Origin of the sequence: Actinocorallia libanotica (assembly GCF_039525175.1) — a bacterium.
GTDB lineage: Bacteria > Actinomycetota > Actinomycetes > Streptosporangiales > Streptosporangiaceae > Actinocorallia > Actinocorallia libanotica.
In genome coordinates this window covers 131,241-149,422 of the sequence record NZ_BAAAHH010000013.1, presented here as the reverse complement: position 1 = coordinate 149,422, position 18,182 = coordinate 131,241, and the positions used below count along the sequence as shown (strand labels likewise).

Here is an 18,182-nt window from a genome sequence, read left to right as displayed (position 1 = left end):
GGTAGGAGGCCCAGGCGTCGTTCAAGAGGAGCGCCAGGCCGGCCACCGCACCTCGGGTCAAGCTTGCGCCATGACGCGCTTGAGGCTGATCGGGCACGGGGAATCCCGACGGGAGCGACGGGTACTGTCCGTTTCGATCTGAACACCGAATCGTGATGTTCAGGCGGCTGATCTTCAGCTCTCCTAAGCTGCGGAGCGTCGGCCCGATTGCCATACTGGATTCGAACAAGTGTTCGGCTTGTGGGGAGAGGTGTGGATCATATGCGGACAGGTCCGTATTCTGGCGATATGGTCGCCACTGCTGACGAGGAGAGGGCCGCGCTGATCGCGTTGCTCCAGACCCGTCCCCAGGGCGTGACCTGGCCTGAGATCACCGCCGAGGTCCTGGAGTCCGGCAGTGCCCGTGCCGTGTGGGACAAGCTTCAGCCGGCTACTTTGATGGACATTCCCGGCGAGGCTGATCCTCTGGCGGAGGCCGCTGCCGACCTCGCTCGCTGGGCCGCCGAGGGCAACACGGTTCTGACGGTGCTCGATCCCCGCTATCCCGAACGCCTGCGCAGCATCCACCAGGCGCCGCCGGTGCTGTTCGCTCGCGGATCGCTGGTTCCCGGCGACTCGGCCGTCTCGGTCGTAGGGTCGCGTAAGGCCTCCGACCAGGGGCTGAAGATCGCCGCCACTGTGGCACGTGAGCTGGTCGATCGGGGGATCACAGTGGCCGCCGGGCTCGCGCTCGGCATCGACACGGCGGCTCATCGTGCCGCCCTCGACGCCGGCGGCCGAACCGTAGCGGTGATCGGCACGGGCATCAACAAGACGTATCCGGCCTCCAACAAGGCCCTGCATGCCGAGATCGCCCAGCGGGGTCTGCTGCTGTCGCAGTTCTGGCCCGATGCCCCTCCGCAACGGCACACCTTCCTGATGCGGAACGCGACCATGTCCGGGTACGGCATCGCGACGTTCGTAGTCGAGGCGGGAGAGAAGAGCGGCGCGCGTGCCCAGGCCAGGATGGCCGTCGAGCACGGCCGACCGGTCATCCTCACCGAGCTGGTGCATGAACGCAACGAGTGGGCCAAAGCACTGGTCGGCCGACCGAACGTGCACGTGGCTTCCAGCGCCCGGCAGGTCATGGCCATCGTCGAGGAAGTGGTCCAGACGCGGTCGCTGGTCGCGCGGCTTCTGGAATCGGCGTGAATGCGCCGCCGCCCTCGAATGTTTCTCCCCGCTTCAAGCAGACCCTCGCAACCTACGCCGGAGGCTACCTCCGTAACACGGTGCGCCTCGCGGGCGTGACTTGTGAGGTCTGCGCGACGCCGTATGACCGGTCGCTGTGCAATCAGTGTTCGGCGCATCGCACGATCCCCGGCATCGCCGACCGCGTGTGCTCCCTGACCTACGCTTTGGGGGGAACCCAGTCCGGTTATCTGATGCGCGGCTATAAGGCGCCGCGGCCCGTTGGCGAGCACACCGCTGTGGTCACCGGTCTGATGATGCTCGGGGGTTCACACAACGGATGTGCCGAACGCCTGGCCGGGATGCCGATCACGCACTGGTCTTTCGTGCCGTCGCTGCCGGGCAGGCCCGGCGAGCATCCTTTCGCCAGAGCGGCCAGGGCCGCAGCGCAGGGCCTGGAGGAGGTCCGACTCGCAGCGGCCGAGACCGTCCGGGATAAGCGGGCCGTCCGCCGCGATCACTTCCGTACCGAACGGCTACCGTCCGACGCCCACGTTCTCCTCATGGACGATACCTGGGTCGCCGGCGGACACGCTCAATCCGCAGCCCTCACACTGAGGGACGCCGGAGTCAAGGCCGTGTCCATCATGACCGCAGCCAGATGGATCAAGCCGGACTACCGAGGCAACCGAGAGTTCCTGCGTACTCATCTGCAGCGTGACTTCGATCCCGAGATCTGCCCCTGGACGGGCAGTACGTGCCCGCGTTAGATGTGGCCGAAGACGGACGGTCATTAACTCCCGTGCTTCGATGCGAGGAACACGGGAGTCGGCAACAATGACTGACTGTGGATGTCATGTCACAGCATCGGCACCAACTCGTCCTGGCAGGGCTATGAATCCTCGCCCCGCCGTCCCTCCGGCAGAAGCCTTCCCCAACTGCCAACGCTGCCCCCACCGAGACAACGGCCCGGCCCGCTTCTGCGGAGATTGCGCCGCCCGAACCCTCAAACCCGTCGCCGCCCATCACTGCCCGGTCTGTTGTCAGACGCTGGGCAGCGGTGAAGAGAAGTGCCGCAACAAGATCTGCGGCTGGACGGCCCAAAACCGGTTCTTCACCCGAGTCGACACCGTCGCCATGCTCGCCCCGGAGCTGAACGGGAAGATCAAGGACTTCAAATACGAAGCCGCGCCTCACCATGCGAGCTGGGGCAAGGTCTTCGGTCGGCTCATCCTCGACTGGATGGAGCAGCGTGCCGACGACCTCGCTGACATCAATCTGGTCCTGGGCAATCCCACCGCGCCCGGCCGCGCTCCGCGTCGGCACATCGAGCACATGCTCGCCGCGGCCTACGACGAGGACACCACCGGCAACTGGCCGATCCCGAGCCCCAAACGACCCGTGCTGATCAAGACGCGTGAAACCACCAGATCCGCCGCAACGGGAACGGGCTGGAGCGACAAGATGCGAGCCGCCCGAGAACACGCCGCGGCCCTCAGGCTCGAACGTCCGAACGTCACCGATAGCAGACGCATCCTGCTCATCGACGACCTGCTCACCACCGGTGCTCAGATGCACACGGTCGCCAAATTCCTCATCGAAAAGGGAAGAGCCACCAGCGTCCGCGGCCTCGTCCTCGGACGCGTGGAGTGGCCTGACATTCTGCCTCCGGCTACGCGTCCCGTCCGGTGAGCGCGGCGGCGATCGCGTCATCGAGCAAAGGGAGGTGGAAATCCTTGGGCTCGGTCGGGCCGACCTCGACATCGCCGGAGAGCAGCACCGCGATGAGCTCACCTACCTCCACCGAGTAGTCAGCCCACGGATCCGCGACGACCTGATACCAGGCGGCCTGCCGTTCGGGCGGAGGCCCGTCCGCGTCACACCCGTAAAGAAAGACCATCGCCTCCCCACTGCGCTCATCCAGGAGCTCCAACCGCAGGTGAGAGAAGACCCGAGGCGTGACACCGTCCGCGGCATACCAGCGCAACGGCCGATCAAGCGAAGATGAGAGCGTGACCCCCTGGCTGCGATGCCAGGGACTCGGCACCAACCCAGGGCTCTCCATCCGCAACGGTATGCGCTGCATCGAGGTCTCCAACGCCTGGAACAACGCCGCTGCCGCCGAACGCGTCCGAAACCGCGCCTCGGATGTGTCGCCCACGCCGTAGAACGTGTACCAGGGGTCCCGGTCCTCGTACTTTCCCGCGGCACGGTCGCTCTCCATGCGTTCCGCCAGATCCACCAGCGCCGACCGCAGATAGATCCCATTCCCGTACTGGAAGTACACGACCATGCCCGGACCCTAGGAACGATTGCCGAACGACTTCGTGCCACCTGACGCACCTGATCGGAGCAGCATTCGGCTCCGCAGAAAAGTCTCTTCGCCCAGGAGGCCAGGTCGATAGGAGCGCTCGAAACGGATGCGTCAGCGGGACGTCCATCTGAGCGGCGCCGAGACGGAGGTTGAGGGTGGCGGTGACCGTCACCTGTGACGGTTCAGGGTTATCGGCATAAATATGTAGATGCTGCCGTATTTATCGTTCTGGATGTCCCAATAATCGGTCTGGTGATAATGGTGAACTGCGCACGCTGGCCGATTGCGGCCGTCGCATACGGAACCCCGACTGTGGCTTCGGCGTCTTCTTGAACGAACTTGTTCGGGAAGCGAAGCTGCGCAGGGAGATGCGGATGCCCACCAATGTGCCGCGGGAGTCACGATCCAGCCGGATCCCCCGGTCTTTGGACAGGGTGGAAGACAGGTTCATCCTCGTGACGGTCCTCATCGTCGTCGCCGGGAGTGTGCTGGGAGCGGTCCGGGACTGGCCGCCAGCGGCGCAGCTCCCTTTGATCTTTCTTGCCCTGTACGCCGTGCTGCGCAACCTCCTTCCGCTGCGTGGCACCCGTGAGGAGGTCCTTCGGCTGCACGATGAGCTGTCCGCGATCCGCGCGGGTCTGGATCACCAGTGCACCCGGTTCCACCGGTACGAGAACAACGCGGAGTTCTACGGGGCGCTGCGCGAGGCCGTCGCCAAGAGCGCCGAGAACCGTCTGGACGTCTGGTATCTCAGGCAGACCCCTCCGACGGATTTCCAGCAGAAAGAAGCCAGACTGTACTTCGAGACGGTTCTCTCGTGGGCGCGAAAAAATCCATCACGGATTGCCAGGCGCCTCATCTGCGTCAACTCACCGCAGATGAGGCGGTGGGCCTTGGATCATCATTCGCGTACCGGGCGCATCCCGAACTACGAAGCCCATGTCGTCGAGTGGGATATCCGCGCCGACCTTCTCAGCATGGCCATCATCGACGAGAAGATCGTCTTCCTCGCCTTCTCCGGCGGTATCAATCAGGCTATACGAGGAATGAGCATGGAGGACACCGACGCTGCTCGGTATTTCTCGGACTACTTCAATCAGCATTGGTCGACGTCTCAGCGCCTGTCGGAGTGGTTGGCGCACAACCCCCCTTCGGAGTAGGGGAGAGAGACGGGTGCGGCGCCAGGGCCCGGTCACCGGCTTTCGTCCGTCCGCTGCTGCTCGGGACCGACGAACGACGCGAGTCGCTTGCGGTCGGTCATACGCGGCCGTAAAGGACGGGTAGGTCGATGAGGTGGATGTCGGGGGAGGCGTCGGCCGCGGTGAGGGCCTTGTCGTTGAAGCCTGCTCCGCTGAAGCAGAGCAGCTTCGTGTGGGTGGTGTCGTAGCGGCCGGTCCGAGTGATGAGGTCGCGAATGTGGTGGAGGCGTTGGAGGTGGGCAGCACCCATGGTGTCGTTCCATTTGGCCTCACCGATGGCGAGCAGGGGCGGTTTGCCGTTGTCGGCGATACCGATGACGGCGACGTCGACCTCGTGGCCGGTGCGGGCCTTCGGGTCATGGATGGTGCCGTGACCGACCCGGGCGGGTAGCCCGCCGAGCAGATCCGGGTCGGCGTGGTAGAGGGCCCATTCCCGGCAGATCTGCTCGAAGTGCGGGCCGAGGACGTTGCTGACGAAGCGGCGACGGCTGGCCTGCCAGACGCGACGGGCGTTGCCGGGGCGTTCCAACTGGTCCCAGACGGGCCGCATGATGGCGTGGTAGAAGCCGATCAGGGGTTCGGTAATGCGGTAGGTCGGCCGGTTCTCGCGGAAGACGTCCGCGTCGCGGTGGAGGAACCCGACGTCTTCGAGGACGTTGATGGGATGCGCGATGTCGGTGGCCTTGCGCTCCAGGTAACTGGCGATGCCGCCCCGAGTGGCATTGCCGTCGGCAACGGCACCCAGGACGGACAGGTAGAGGGTGGTGTCACGCAGGTCGGGTTCTTCCGCGAGCAGGTAGCGGGCCTCACGAAAGAGCGGAGTCTCGGCGTTGAGGACGGTGCGGACGACCCAGTCGTCGAAGTCCTCGGGCCCGGACGGGGAGTCGCCGCGAGCGAACTCGCGCCGGTAGGCGGGTGTGCCGCCGACGATCGAGTGGACCATCAGGGCCAGTCGCGGATCGGTGATGCCCCAGAAGTCGGCAGCGAGGCGATGGTCGAGAGGACGGACGATCAGCTCCAAGCCGGATCTGCCCCGCAGGGGAGCATTGCCGGACAGAAGCTTGCCCATGAAGGCCAGTGCCGAGCCGCAGAGCAGCAGTCGGGTACGTGAGGCGACACGTTGGTCGCGCAGCGGACGCAGGGCCTCCTGGATGATGGACGGCAGCTCTGGATTGGCTTTCGCGAGGTAGGGGAACTCATCGATGACAACGGGGACCGGCCGCTCGGAGCCGAGGGCGAAGAGGGCGTCGATGACTTCAGCCCAGTGGGCGAAGTGATACGGGCTCGGGGGCCGCGAATGTTCAGTGAGCGCGGCGCTGATCCGACGCAGCGACTCGGCGTCGGCGGCCTCGGTGGCCCCGAAGTAGAAGCCTCCAGCGGCTCGGCAGGCCGCATCAAGGAGGAAGGTCTTGCCTTGTCGTCGCCGACCGGAAACCACGCCCAGGGTCGCTCCGGGCTGCTCATCAGTGATGAACCTAGCCAGAGCCTCCCACTCATGATCCCGATCGAACATCTCCTGAGGCTTCTCCACTGGCCCGCCCGCCGAACTTATAGGGATACGTTTCTGCTAACTGTACCTCTATAACTTGTCCGAAGGCTTCTCGCTCAAGATGAGGATCACGCCTGGAGTTCTTGGAGATTGTCGGTCTGCTCGCTGAGCAGACCGGAGGGCCCTTGGATCCCAGGTGGGTTGCGAAGGTACATCGCGAGCTCCTCGATGAGCGCGACGGTGTCCGTGACCTGCGGACCTACGTCCTGGCCGCGATTCGCAAAGAGCCCGGGAGGTACGCCCCTCGGAGCGGCCCTTGGCAGGATCCCGTACCTGACGTCGGTCTGGCCCGGCCCGAGCTGGCCAAGTCCGCTGCCGCCCATGCACGCGAGCAGTACCCAAACCTCCGCCACCACAGGCAGTTGCCTTCAGAAGAAGCACGGGAGGAAGGGGCTGGGGATAACTGACCAAGTGAACCAGGTGAGAAGGCCGCACCGACCGGACATGCTCGGCGATCGCAACACTGATCTGCCTCAGGGCGTGGCACCAGCGGATTCTGGGCGGAAGTTCCGGCAGCTTGGGGCAGGCTCGGCATGCTGAGCCTGAAATTTCCTGTTTAAGGAGAGACCGAACAGTTGCGGCTTTCGTTACGCTCCACGGCGTGGACGGACTTCTGCTCGAAACGCTCGATCTGCAGCGGTTTTGGACGGCGAAGAGCACTCCGAAGATGGAGCGCCGAGGCATTCTCGTGCGAAACGAGATACCCGCTTGGATCCGCGAGCGCCTCGGCCAACTGGAGGCTGCGGTCGGGATCGCGGACGAGAAGCTCCAGGTGGAGGGACGGGACGCCACCGGACTCAAGTCCGAAGTTCCATGGGCCCGGGTCTACTCCGAGGATCGGTCTCCCAGCGCCACGACAGGGTGGTATCTGGTCTACCTTTTCAGCGCCGGCGGGGACCGGGTGTATCTCACCCTCATCCAGGGCTCAACCCGATGGACCGGACAACAATATGCTCCCCGAGAACCTAGGGAACTCATGGCCAGAGCTCGCTGGGCACGCTCGATCCTGGAGCCGCACATCGCCGGCAGGACCGACCTGCTGGAGAAGATTAAATTGGACATCGTCCGGTCCAAGGTGGGTGGCTCCTATGAGAAGGGGAGCGTGCTATCGATCGAATACTCCCGGGAGAAGATCCCTGGTCCCCACGAGCTCGAAGATGACCTGCGCTTCATGGCAGGCCTTCTGGGCGTCGTCTACCGCGCCGAGGACGATGCGGCCTACGTTCCCGGTGACACACCACCTGAGGTCGTCGAAGTCGAGGTGGCCGCCGCCCGTGCGGCTGGCCGACGACGGCCGGTCCACGCGCAGAGGCAAGGTAGAGGGCTGAACGCGGAGGAGCGCAAGGCCGTCGAACTTCACGGCGTACGACTGGCCACCGAGCACTTTCAGTCGGAGGGATGGGCGGTCAAGGACGTGGGGGCCACAGAGTCCTACGACCTGCTGCTGGACCGGGGAGTGGAACACCTACACGTGGAAGTGAAAGGAACGACCTCTCTAGGTCAACAGATCGTCCTGACCCGCGCCGAGGTAGAGAAGCAGCTTGAGCTGCACCCGGCCAACGCACTCGTGATCGTGCATTCCATCGACCTGGATCGCACGACCACGCCGCCTACGGCCTCCGGCGGAACCCTTCACTGCATTCGCCCATGGAGCATCGGCGAGGAAGACCTGAGCATCATCTCGTACGTCTACAAGACCGGACTCTGACCCGGTTGGTGCTCGTCGAGCATCCCCTGATGAAAGATCTTCGTACCGCGATAGCGGAAGGAAGCTCTGGTTGATCGGGATCCTTGGAGCCTCGGACCAGATGAACGTGGTCCTGGTTCGTCCCGTCACCTCGTCGACGCTCAGCAGTGTTGTAATCGGCTAGCTGTTGCATTTCGGCCTCGATCTCCTACGCCCAGACGACAGCCTGCAGTCGTTCGGTCTCCTGATACAGACCTTGAGAGCGTGAAACCTCATGTGCCCACACGCCAACGGGTGTCTCGTGATCCCAGGGGGTCGATGCCAGGACGCCTGGTGCGGCGAACGGTATCGGTTTGATGGACATACACGCACCCTGTTGGGTGTTATGTCGGTTAACCGATGTACGCTGCTGTTCGTAAGTTTCGTCGTGACACGTCTGGACCCGCATTGTCTGAGTCGATTCCCGCACTCACGGTGCGCCAGCCCTGGGCATTCGCCATCGCCAACGGCTACCAGCCGGTCGAGAGCCGGAAGTCGGCGACGGACTACCGAGGGCCTGTGGCGATCTACGCTCCGGCTGCCGCGGACGAGGAGAACTACGACGACGTCGCCGATCTGGCCGGGCTTCCCCTCGCCCGTGTCATAGAGGGGGCGCAGCACCGACAGGTGATCGTCGCGGTCGGCCTGCTCACCGAGATATGCACGGACTGGCGTACCTGTGAGTGCGGAGAATGGGCCGAGGTCGGATACGACCATTGGCGGCTGGAAGGCGTCGTTAAGCTTCACGAACCCGTCAGCGCGATGGGGACGTACGGGCTTTGGGACATGCCTGCGGACGTCAAAGACAGGGTTCTCAGGCAGCTGTCGCTCGACCAGTTGGCGGCACTCTTTGCGGGCAGGGTCGATCTGACCGAGGAACCACCACCGGCTGTCACGGACGAGGCGCCCATCGTAGAAATCCTGCCGGCTGCATCGAAGCGCTCCCCGCTGGAGATACGCGAGGAACTGCTTCCGTTGCCCACCGAGGGTTACCGGCGAGTCCTGCTCCTCGGAACGACGGGGGCGGGCAAGACCACCGTGATCCGACAGCTGCTCGGCACGCATCCGGAGACCGAGAGATTTCCCTCGACGTCCACGGCGAAGACGACGGTTGCGACATCGGAGCTCATCCTCACCGACGAGCCGAACTATCGGGCCGTCATCACGTTCGTGAGCCGAGCGGAGATCGAGGCCGCCTTGGTGGACAACATCGCCGAGACCGCCAAGGCATGCTTTGAGGACAAGCACGAGGCGACCCTCGTCACCAAGCTGCTCGACCATGTGAGTCAGCGGTTCCGTTTCAGCTACATGTTGGGAAAGCCCGTCCTCCAGGTCGACGAAGACGACGATTGGGACGACGACGATGACGAACAGGTCATTTCCGAGACGTCGACCGGGACGGATGGTCTCGTCCGCGAAGCCCTTGACCGGATCGGCGACGTCACCAGGACGGTGACATTCGATCTTCGAGCGGAGTACGCGCCGGATATGGACCTACCGCTGGACGATTACATCGAGGACGGTCTCGACGACCGGATTCGGATGCATCCGGTGACAGGTGACCTGGTCGGCCGCTTCATGGTCGAGATCGAGAAGCGTTTCGCGCAGCTGGCTGATGGAGAGTTGCGACGCGATGGGACCGGTTGGCCTGTCAGCTGGAGTTGGCAATGCCCGTCCCGCAAGCGATTCCTTGAGGTGGTGACGAGATTTTCCAGCAATCAGGCCACTTTCTTCGGCACTCTGCTCACACCCCTCGTGGACGGCATCCGAGTCTCCGGTCCGTTCAAGCCGGCCTGGGCACCTGACGCCGCGAAGCTGATCCTCATCGACGGTGAGGGGCTCGGCCACACGCCCGGGTCGGTCGCCACGGTGTCCACCGGTATCCGACCGCGCATGGAGGAGGCCGATGCCATCCTCCTCGTCGACAACGCCCAACAGCCGATGCAGGCCGCGCCGGTGGCAGTGATCAAGACGATCGCAACGACGGGCAACGGCAGCAAGCTCTCCTTCCTTTTCACACATTTCGACCTGGTGAAGGGCGACAACCTCGTCGGCGTCTCCGCCAAGGCCCAGCATGTCCGCGAATCGGCGGAGAACGTGCTCAACTCCATTCGAGAGGAGCTGGGAACGTCGGAGCGGCTGCTGCGGTCTCGCCTGGACGACTCGACTTTCTTCGTCGGTCGTATTCACGAGCACCTCGACCCGGCCGCGCTGGATCCGGCGAAGAAGAACGGTCCTGCCCGATACGCCATGAAGCAGCTCAATGCGCTGCTGGACGCTCTGACCTATGAGCCGCCGCCCGTGGAGGTGGGCCCGTCCCGTCCGGTCTACGACCGGACGCAACTCGCCGAAGCCGTCCGCGAGGCGACCCTCGCTTTCCACCGTGAGTGGCTCGGCACTCTCGGCCTTGAGTCGAACCCCGACGCGCCCAAGCGCCACTGGGCGACCATCAAGGCGCTGACCCGCCGCATCGCCGGCGGCTTCACCGACGAATACCGGGACCTGAAGCCTGCCGCCAGCCTCCTCACCAAGCTCGAGCAGCAGTTCCACCTCATGTTCCAGAACCCGGCTCGCTGGAGCGGCGCCGAGCCGAACGAAGAGGAATGCCAGTACATTGTTGACGTCGCTTCGACGATGCTCACCAAGCGCCTCTTCGCCCTGACTCAGCTCCTCATTACCGACCAGGTAGACGCCTGGCGACGCGCCAGCGCCGAAAGCGGCTCCGGCTCCACTATGCGTCGTGCCCACATCATCGTCACCGAGATTTACGATCGCGGCGTTCCGATCCCCGACGGCATTCGCCAAGCCTTCCTGAACACTGTCCAGGCCGAATTCGACCAGGTGGCCGAAGAACTCGACCTGATCCTCGAGTAACGCTCCCTCCTCGTATCCAAGGGGTTGTCCGGTTAGGGCAGGGGTGGATCGATGCCTGGCCGGTACAGCGGACACCTGTGCATGGCCAAGGCGTCGATCTTCTCTTCCAACCACTTTTCGATGTCACCGCCGGACTTCAAGATCCGCTCCAGCTCATCGAATTCGACCAGGATGATGGGCAGCTGGGATTCGGCGCACATCTGTATAGCACCCTTGGTGAATCGATGCGCGACGAAGAATCCATGTGTCGTGTGCCTCCGAGGGCGAATGCGCTCGACAAAAAGAGCCATGTCACGCCTGTCTATGGGGCGCCGACGTGCCTTGATCTCGGTGAGAAACCTATGGCGGGAGGACTTGAAGAAATCGTCCGTCTGCTCCTTGGGGCGACCGGCGGGAGGGGTTCTGTAAGGGCCGGATGCCCAGAACCCGAATATTTTCAAGAACCGACGGAACCAGTCCTCGGCGTTCTCCCCACGTTTCTGCGGCTTGATCTCCTTGTCATGAAGTGAGGGGAGTTCGGCGAGGAGCCGGTCTCTCTGCATGAACCAATCCCCTGAAGGATTCATCAGGTTCCACAGTCCGAACAGCCGGGTGAGGCGTTCTATCATGATTTTTTCCGTAGGGTTACGGGCAAGGGCAAACGCTGTGGATGCGTTTTCCTCCTGGATGCGCATCAGGTATTCGTGGTTGCGTGGGCTCATCTGATTCCTCTGGTCTCGGTGGTGTCATCGACGGCGCACGTACTGCGCGGGTTTTGCAATTACCGTTTTTTCGCATGGCAACTAGGCGCGATTTTGTCGCGCCCTTTTAGGTGGGAGGTTGAAGCCCGAGGAGAAACATATCCGGTTAATTCCCCCTCTTGGTTCTATTTGGCCACATCGGGCCGTGTGGATCGTCACCCGTGTGCGGCTGTGGGTCTTCTGCTAGGTGTTGGGCGAGTGGGCCGCTCTCGTTCCGCGCTTCGTGCCGCCCGTCTGCGCTGGTCTAGTTGGGGGCCGTGTGGGCCGTTATGGCCCCTGGGCCCGTTGCTCCATCAAAGCCTTCACTGATTCGGTAGGCCGAGAGGCGGTCCGAGGGTGTGGTGGGACTCAACTCAAGGGTCGGTCTTGTATAGGAGGAGGGGCTTGGTGAAATTTGACGCGTTAAGCGGGTTCAAGATCAATTTAGACGTGGGCTGTCGACGGTCGAGGTGGCGGGCAGGATGATGCCTGGATATCAGTGGTGTCGGAGGGTGGGCGTGGTGGAAGGGATGGTGCTCGGCGGCCGGTATCGGCTCGAGGGGCTGCTGGGCAAGGGGGCCATGGGGCAGGTTTGGCGGGCCTCTGATCTGGTGTTGCCGCGACAGGTCGCGATCAAGCTGATGTCCGCGTTCCGGGAGTTGGAGGAGGGGGTGAAGGAAAGGTTCGTGGTCGAGGCGCAGGTGGGGGCCGCGGTGCGGCATCCCAACTTGACCGTGGTCCACGATCTGGGCGATCACGGAGAACAGCAGTTCATCGTGATGGAGCTGCTGGATGGGCGGGACCTTGGGGAGGTCATCGCGGGTGAGCGGGGCGGGCTTCCCCTGGACGACGTGCTCGAGCTCGGTATTCAGGTGGCGAACGGGTTGGCGGCAGCGCATCGCAGGGGAGTGGTGCACCGGGACGTGAAGCCGAGCAACATCATGATCTTGGAGGGTGGATGGGCGAAGATCTGTGATTTCGGTATAGCGCGGGTGTTGGAAGACGGGCCGGTGGAAGGCACGCACCAGATAGGGTCACCGCCCTACCTGGCACCAGAGCAGTTCGAGGGGAAGGTCGACGCGCGGGCCGATCTGTACTCGTTGGGCTGTGTGGTCTACGAGATGTGCCTTGGAGAGCGGCCGTTCATCGGTAACCGGATCCAGCTTGCGTTCCAGCACAGGAACAAGGAGCCGAGCCGGCTGAGGGAACGACGACCGGAGATTCCCGAGGCTCTCGAAGAGATCGTCATACGGCTCATGGCAAAGGACCCAGAGCTTCGGCCGCAGAAGGCTGAAGGGATCGCCGCGGAGCTCCGGCGGATTCGGGATGAGCGAAAGGGACTTCGGCAGCGGCTTGAAGTGCGACCGGTGCGGCGCGGTGTCGATCCGGTCGTCGAGAATCGACGGACTTACGAACCGGCATCGAAGGGGCTGTTGCGGGCGGGGACGCCTTTCCGGGCTCGTACCGCAGAAAATGATCGGGTCGCCCAGAGGCTGCGGGAAATCTTGGTTTCCTTCGGGATCGATGCGACGGTGGGAATGTTCGCCAGGGGGCCGGCCGTCACCCGCTATGAGGTACGCCTTGGGCCCACGGCGACGGTCGAGCGGCTCGGTGAGCTCACATCCCACATTGAGCGCTCGCTCGGCACGGCGGTGACGTTCCTGCCGAAGGTTCCCTCCACGGCCTCCCTGCCGGACATCGCTGCGGTGGGCTACGAGATCGTTAATTCCGACCGCGATTTCGTCAGCGTCGGGGGTGTTCTGTGGGACGCCACGCAGGACATCAGTTCGTTCGCGATCGCTCTCGGCCGGGACAGATCGGGGAGCACTGTCGCAGACCTGAGAACCCTGCCACACCTGCTGATCGCTGGAAGGAACAAGAAAGACGTGGGCTCGGTCGTGGACGCCGTCCTGGTCTCTCTGCTGACGAACGCAGCGCCGGATGACCTATGCCTCGTGCTGACGGATCCTGTTTACAGCGGCCTTGCCCGCTACGAGGGAGTGCCTCACCTGCATCAGTCGGTCGCTCTCGGCACTGCCGACACGATCGATGTGCTCAGAGAGGTGGAGCGGGAGATGGAGCTTCGCTACGACGAGATGGCCGCTGCGGGATGCCGAACCCTCGATGCGTACAACGCCGCCGTCCGTAGGGGAGAGATCCTCGCATCGGCCAGCCGGTTTGGTAGAGGGAATGCCCCCGGCCATCCACGGTTGGCGGTAGTCGTCGCCGAGCTCGCGGCACCGATGGGGGTGGCCGTGAACGAGTTCGGAGGAAGCCTCACGAACCTGTCCCGCCTCGGCCGTGCAGCCGGAGTTCATTTGATCATCGCGACCACCACCATCGACGAACCCACGCTCCCGCGTTCCATTCGTTCACAGCTACCCGTGCGTTTGGTGATGGCGACCGGCACGGCGGCTGAATCGGAGCTTCTGCTCGGTACGGCTGGCGCAGAAAAGCTTCTTGACCGTGGCGATGCGCTGTATCGCCGAAGAGGGGACGCAGAAACGGCACGGGTGCAATGCGCCGTTCCCGCGCCAGAGGAGCTTGAGGCGGTTCTCGGCCACTGGCGTGGTCAGGGATAGTCGGCTTGGATCAGATCGTGGCGTAGCGAGCGCTGTCCGAGTGGCGGGCCGGCAACGGATTCCCAGATCAGAGGCTAGGTGGGAGAAAGGAGGTGGGAGTTCCGTGCCACGAGAGATAGAGAGCTTCGCGGGCTCGGGTGCAGGCCACGAAGAGAAGGCAGCGTTCACGTTGGAGGTCATGCTGGTGGGCCAGATCGTCGTACTCGGCGGGTCGTAGGGAGGCCGAGTCGGGAAGGAGGTGATCTGAAGCCCCGATGATGGCGACACAGCGGAACTCCAGGCCCTTCATGCGGTGCATGGTCATGGCTTGGACGTGGTCGGAAGGGGAAGTGTGTTTGCGGCCGACGTGGTGGGCGGGGATCCCGGCTTTGGCGAGGGTGGTGACGGCTTCTTGGGCCAGGGGTCCGGAGCGGGCAGCGACGCCTATCTCCGAAGGACGAACTCCTGAGGCAAGCCAGGAGCCGACCTTGGAGGCCAGGAGGGCAAGTTCCTCCTGGCGGGTGCTTGCATCGATCGTTTCGGGGACCTCGCCATGCATCTCAGAACGAAAACCGGTGAGGGTGGTGGCCGTGTCGTCCAAGTCGGTGATCTCCACGTCGGAGAGGATGCGGTGGCTCCAGGAGAGGATCTCGGCCGTGGTGCGGTAGTTGATCGTCAACCGGGTGGTGCGCCCGGCGACGTGAACATCTACGGATTTGAGGGACACCCGGTTGTCATAGATGCGCTGGTGGGTGTCAGCGGCGATGAACAGGTCGTTGGCGCCGTGAGCGACCAGGGCACGTAGAAGACGCCAGCGGACGGGATGGAGATCCTGGGCCTCGTCGACGATCACATGGTCGTAAGGCTTGTTCGGGGTGACGGCCATCAGCCGGGTGGCTTTGACGCAGACCGTCTCGTAGGTGTGGTGGCGGCGGGCGGCGAGTTCGGCGGTGAACTCCTCAACGGTCCGCCAGATCTGGGTGCGCTGCAGGGGACCGAGGCGACGACCGCGGCCGGTTCGACGGGCTTTCAGGTAGTCGTCGAGGGCGGTGAGACCTTGGGCGAGGATGACTTGACGCCATTCCTCGGCGATGAACGTCTCGTTGAAGTCGACCTTGCGGCGGCGGACGATGCGCCTCCAGGCGTCGCGTTCTTCGGTGTCCTTCAGGATGGGGAAGCGCCCGGCGTGATCGAAGACGACTCGGTGGGCGACGGCATCGACTGTTCGGACATCGATACGGGCTATGACCTCGGGGTCGGGTTCCAGGAGAAGCAGGTTTTCTTTGAGAGAGTCCGCGAGGGTGGAGGTGAAGGTGGTGAGGAGGACACGGCCGCCGTTGCGGGCGAGGTTCCTGGCCCGGTGCAGAGCGACCACGGTCTTGCCGGTGCCGGGACCGCCGATCACCTGGGCCGGGCCCCCATAGGGGACGTGAGCGACTTCGTACTGAGTGGGGTGCAGGTAAACCCGCCAATAGGCGAAGGGCTTGTCCAGGAGAGCCATCAGCTCGTCGGAGCCGCGAACCAAGGCGACCTTGGTAGGCATGCGCTCGGCCGCGGCGACCAGGTCGTCCGGATCTATCTCTTCGATTGGGCTTTCGACGACCTGATCCCAGACCTCATCGACGGAGTAGCCAGCCGCCAGGCCGATGAGGACGTCGTACTGGCTCTGCGGCAGGTAACCCACGAGAGTTTCGAGCTGTTCGGGAGTGGTGACAAGCCGAGCGAATCGGCGGATCTGGTCATCAACTCCAAGACGTGTCAGGTCGGCATCCGACACATGTGAGAAGAGAAGGTCGGCCTCTGCCAAGGCCGCCGTGGCGAGCCCGGTCGATGTGGCTTCTTCGATCATGGCCACGTCCCGGATCTCCAACTCACCGTTGGCAGTGTTGATCGATACGCGCCGCCGTCGAGCCCAGGCGTAGGCGGGGTCGTGGTGCATGACCTTGAGCAGCAGAAAGTGGTCGCCGTTCTGAGGGGCGAGGACGATCCCGCGGTAGGACTGGTCGATCCGGATGCTCTTGAGGCGTTCATCGAGGACGTCGTCGAGTTTCTCCAGATGTGCCCCGGCGTGTGTGGCCTTCTCGAACTTGTCGAGTGCCTCGACAACCTTCTTCTGGACGGGGCGTTCGAGCTTCACCAAGTCTCGGAGGAAATCCTTGTGGATGCCCAAGGTCGCCACGAACGCCCCACCTTCTTCTGATGTCAGCCCCAGCGTAGAGATTTATGCACCGGGGCATCACGGTAGTCAGTCCCGCCGTGAGAAGAAACCGACCCTCGGGTCCTCAGGGGTGCCGATGAGCAGCGCCCGGTCGAGGAAGGTGTTGTTGGTCTCGCAGCACGTTTCAGGGAGCAGGACGCAGGCGTAGCAGGCGGCCAGATTGAGACTGCCGAACTCGTCGGCGACCGATTCCATGCAGGGAGGATCCTGTGAGCACCAGGAGATTCGGTCGAGCGCAGATTCCAACGAACCTCTCAGCCGCATGTACTCGCCTTGAGCGACGACGCCGCCGAGGCTGCCGGCGGAGTCGCTGGTCGCGGTGTAGATCAGAGCACCCGCCATCTCGTCTGACAGATAGAGACGCTCGCGCAGAGAAGCCGCCGGATAACCGGATTCCAGGCTCCACTCGTTGATCAACGCGTGGGCAAGGGTGTGTAGAAGGACATAGCGGGCGTCGACCGGTGAGACCAGTTCGGCGGCTCGCTTGGGATTGGTCTCCTGGGCCCTTCGCCGCATCTCGTAGGTGTGGTTACGTCGGATACGGTCGACCCGCTCTTTGACCGCCGGGTACGCCTCCCACTCGGCGAGCTTTCCCTTGTCGATCGTCAGGAAGACGCCTTCGCCGCTGACCTCGATCGCGGGGAGCCAGTCCATCTCCTCCGCGGCGATCGCGGCCGGATTGCCGTCCTCGCCGAGAGCGTCCGGTGCCAGAACCCGGGTGAACGCCTCGAGCGCCCGGACCTCACGCAATCGCTTGACGAGCATGACGCGGTCGATACCGAACGGCAGCGGTGCGGCCGGGTCATCGGCGGGCTTCACACACTCGAAGTCCTCTTCGCGATCGACCTTGACGGTGCCGAAGAGCAGTTCTCTGTACTCCTCATGGCGGAGCTTGCTCGCCGGCTCGAAGGATCCGTGGCTGTCGGCCTCGGCGACGTTGGCGTTGAGCTTCTGCAGCTGCTCGACCGCCTTGATCACATCGTCCGGGGTGAACGCGGTGCCCTTGGTGATCTGGTTGGACTCGATGATCGCGACGGCGACGTCCCGGTTGCCGGTCGCCAGCACAGCGTCGAGTGTCTTGAAATGGGTGTTGACGCGCTTGAGCAAGGTGGTGGACCACGGCGGGATCGACAGAGACGATCGGTTGACCGGGAACCACGCGGCCGACGAACCACGCTGCATCGTGCGCGGAGCGGAGGTGCAGTTCGGTTGCTCGTGGCCGCGTCCGAGCCAAGGCCTGCGGCCCTTGCATCGGATGCCGAGCGAGTCCAGAGCACGCCGGCCGAAAGCGCCTTCGAGCGAGGCGTCCTTGCCGCAGGAACAGCGGATGATGATCGACCGGAGGGACGCCGTTCGGCCCGTGCTGTGCAGGCTCAGATGGTGCCCCTTGCTCTCTTCGACGGGGGCCGTCTTCTTGTGCACCCACTCGAAGTAGGGGAAGTCATCGAGGTGACCGTTCTCGCACGCCACGACGAAACGTGACGGGGTCAGTGGCTTCTCACAGTCACCGCAGACACTCTTGCCGCTCGGTGATCCGAACTTGCGGAACTCCTTGAGGTCATGGCATTCCGAGCAGGAATAGATCGTGGGGAACTGGCGGACCTTGACGCCCTTTCCCACGGGCGGATCGTAGGCGGGCGGCAGCCGAAAACCGCTGACCCTGAGCCAGGCCTGGAGGCGCGGTTCGAAGATGGTGAAGCGGTCGCTGACCCACCAGGAATCGATGCCACTGACGATGAACGACTGATCGCCGATGGCGACCATCGACCCGACCCCGTAGGTACTGATCATCTGGGCGCGACGGACGGCGCCTATGGGCTTGGCGCTCGGCTGTTTCTTCGTGAAGGCCATG

General features: G+C 63.8%; 12 protein-coding genes. 7 read left to right on the top strand and 5 right to left on the bottom strand.

Translation table 11 applies throughout. The features are described from left to right. The first annotated feature begins 288 nt into the window (after window positions 1–288). From ABD140_RS17835 to ABD140_RS17825, 3 genes are all read left to right on the top strand, one after another. On the top strand, window positions 289–1,191 hold the full coding sequence (locus tag ABD140_RS17835) for a DNA-processing protein DprA (protein WP_344241980.1): 903 nt from the start codon (window positions 289–291) through the stop codon (window positions 1,189–1,191). Continuing rightward, window positions 1,188–1,940: a hypothetical protein gene (locus tag ABD140_RS17830; protein ID WP_344241979.1), complete on the top strand. Its 753-nt coding sequence runs from the start codon at window positions 1,188–1,190 to the stop codon at window positions 1,938–1,940. The genes ABD140_RS17835 and ABD140_RS17830 overlap by 4 nt, the downstream gene beginning before the upstream one ends. Window positions 1,941–2,064: 124 nt before the next feature. Next, entirely contained in the window at window positions 2,065–2,862 is a 798-nt protein-coding gene (locus tag ABD140_RS17825) for a hypothetical protein (RefSeq protein ID WP_344241978.1), read from the top strand. On the opposite strand, the gene ABD140_RS17820 is transcribed toward ABD140_RS17825, so the two are convergent. After that, window positions 2,843–3,463 (bottom strand): hypothetical protein, encoded by a 621-nt coding sequence (locus tag ABD140_RS17820; RefSeq protein WP_344241977.1) that lies wholly within the window; start codon window positions 3,461–3,463, stop codon window positions 2,843–2,845. The genes ABD140_RS17825 and ABD140_RS17820 overlap by 20 nt on opposite strands. A 395-nt stretch (window positions 3,464–3,858) precedes the next feature. Between ABD140_RS17820 and ABD140_RS17815 the strand changes: the two genes are divergently transcribed. Then, the gene (locus ABD140_RS17815; RefSeq protein ID WP_344241976.1) at window positions 3,859–4,644 is read left to right on the top strand and encodes a hypothetical protein; all 786 of its coding nucleotides are present in this window, start codon (window positions 3,859–3,861) and stop codon (window positions 4,642–4,644) included. A gap of 97 nt (window positions 4,645–4,741) precedes the next feature. Here the strand turns inward: ABD140_RS17815 and ABD140_RS17810 are convergent, their stop codons facing one another. Beyond that, complete coding sequence (locus tag ABD140_RS17810) at window positions 4,742–6,196, bottom strand: ATP-binding protein (RefSeq protein WP_344241975.1); 1,455 nt, start codon at window positions 6,194–6,196, stop codon at window positions 4,742–4,744. A gap of 637 nt (window positions 6,197–6,833) precedes the next feature. Here ABD140_RS17810 and ABD140_RS17805 point away from each other — a divergent pair. Beyond that, window positions 6,834–7,940: an MrcB family domain-containing protein gene (locus ABD140_RS17805; RefSeq protein ID WP_344241974.1), complete on the top strand. Its 1,107-nt coding sequence runs from the start codon at window positions 6,834–6,836 to the stop codon at window positions 7,938–7,940. Window positions 7,941–8,366: 426 nt separating this feature from the next. Then, the gene (locus tag ABD140_RS17800; protein WP_344241973.1) at window positions 8,367–10,832 is read left to right on the top strand and encodes an ASCH domain-containing protein; all 2,466 of its coding nucleotides are present in this window, start codon (window positions 8,367–8,369) and stop codon (window positions 10,830–10,832) included. 32 nt (window positions 10,833–10,864) lie between these two features. Here ABD140_RS17800 and ABD140_RS17795 read toward each other — a convergent pair whose 3' ends face one another. Further along, on the bottom strand, window positions 10,865–11,533 hold the full coding sequence (locus ABD140_RS17795; RefSeq protein WP_344241972.1) for a hypothetical protein: 669 nt from the start codon (window positions 11,531–11,533) through the stop codon (window positions 10,865–10,867). A 530-nt stretch (window positions 11,534–12,063) separates the two neighbouring features. Between ABD140_RS17795 and ABD140_RS17790 the strand changes: the two genes are divergently transcribed. Continuing rightward, the gene (locus ABD140_RS17790) at window positions 12,064–14,133 is read left to right on the top strand and encodes a DNA translocase FtsK (protein WP_344241971.1); all 2,070 of its coding nucleotides are present in this window, start codon (window positions 12,064–12,066) and stop codon (window positions 14,131–14,133) included. Between the two features lie 67 nt (window positions 14,134–14,200). Here ABD140_RS17790 and ABD140_RS17785 read toward each other — a convergent pair whose 3' ends face one another. Continuing rightward, complete coding sequence (locus ABD140_RS17785) at window positions 14,201–16,291, bottom strand: 3'-5' exonuclease (RefSeq protein WP_344241970.1); 2,091 nt, start codon at window positions 16,289–16,291, stop codon at window positions 14,201–14,203. Window positions 16,292–16,357: 66 nt separating this feature from the next. Continuing rightward, entirely contained in the window at window positions 16,358–18,181 is a 1,824-nt protein-coding gene (drmB, locus tag ABD140_RS17780; protein WP_344241969.1) for a DrmB family protein, read from the bottom strand. Window position 18,182 lies beyond the last annotated feature (1 nt).

Bases quoted from the DNA above. Each gene is read 5' to 3' on its own strand.
- ABD140_RS17825 (WP_344241978.1), top strand. From the start codon at position 2,065: ATGAATCCTCGCCCCGCCGTCCCTCCGGCAGAAGCCTTCCCCAACTGC.
- ABD140_RS17820 (WP_344241977.1), bottom strand. From the start codon at position 3,463: ATGGTCGTGTACTTCCAGTACGGGAATGGGATCTATCTGCGGTCGGCG.
- ABD140_RS17810 (WP_344241975.1), bottom strand. From the start codon at position 6,196: ATGTTCGATCGGGATCATGAGTGGGAGGCTCTGGCTAGGTTCATCACT.
- drmB (WP_344241969.1), bottom strand. From the start codon at position 18,181: ATGGCCTTCACGAAGAAACAGCCGAGCGCCAAGCCCATAGGCGCCGTC.
- ABD140_RS17795 (WP_344241972.1), bottom strand. From the start codon at position 11,533: ATGAGCCCACGCAACCACGAATACCTGATGCGCATCCAGGAGGAAAAC.
- ABD140_RS17815 (WP_344241976.1), top strand. From the start codon at position 3,859: ATGCCCACCAATGTGCCGCGGGAGTCACGATCCAGCCGGATCCCCCGG.
- ABD140_RS17835 (WP_344241980.1), top strand. From the start codon at position 289: ATGGTCGCCACTGCTGACGAGGAGAGGGCCGCGCTGATCGCGTTGCTC.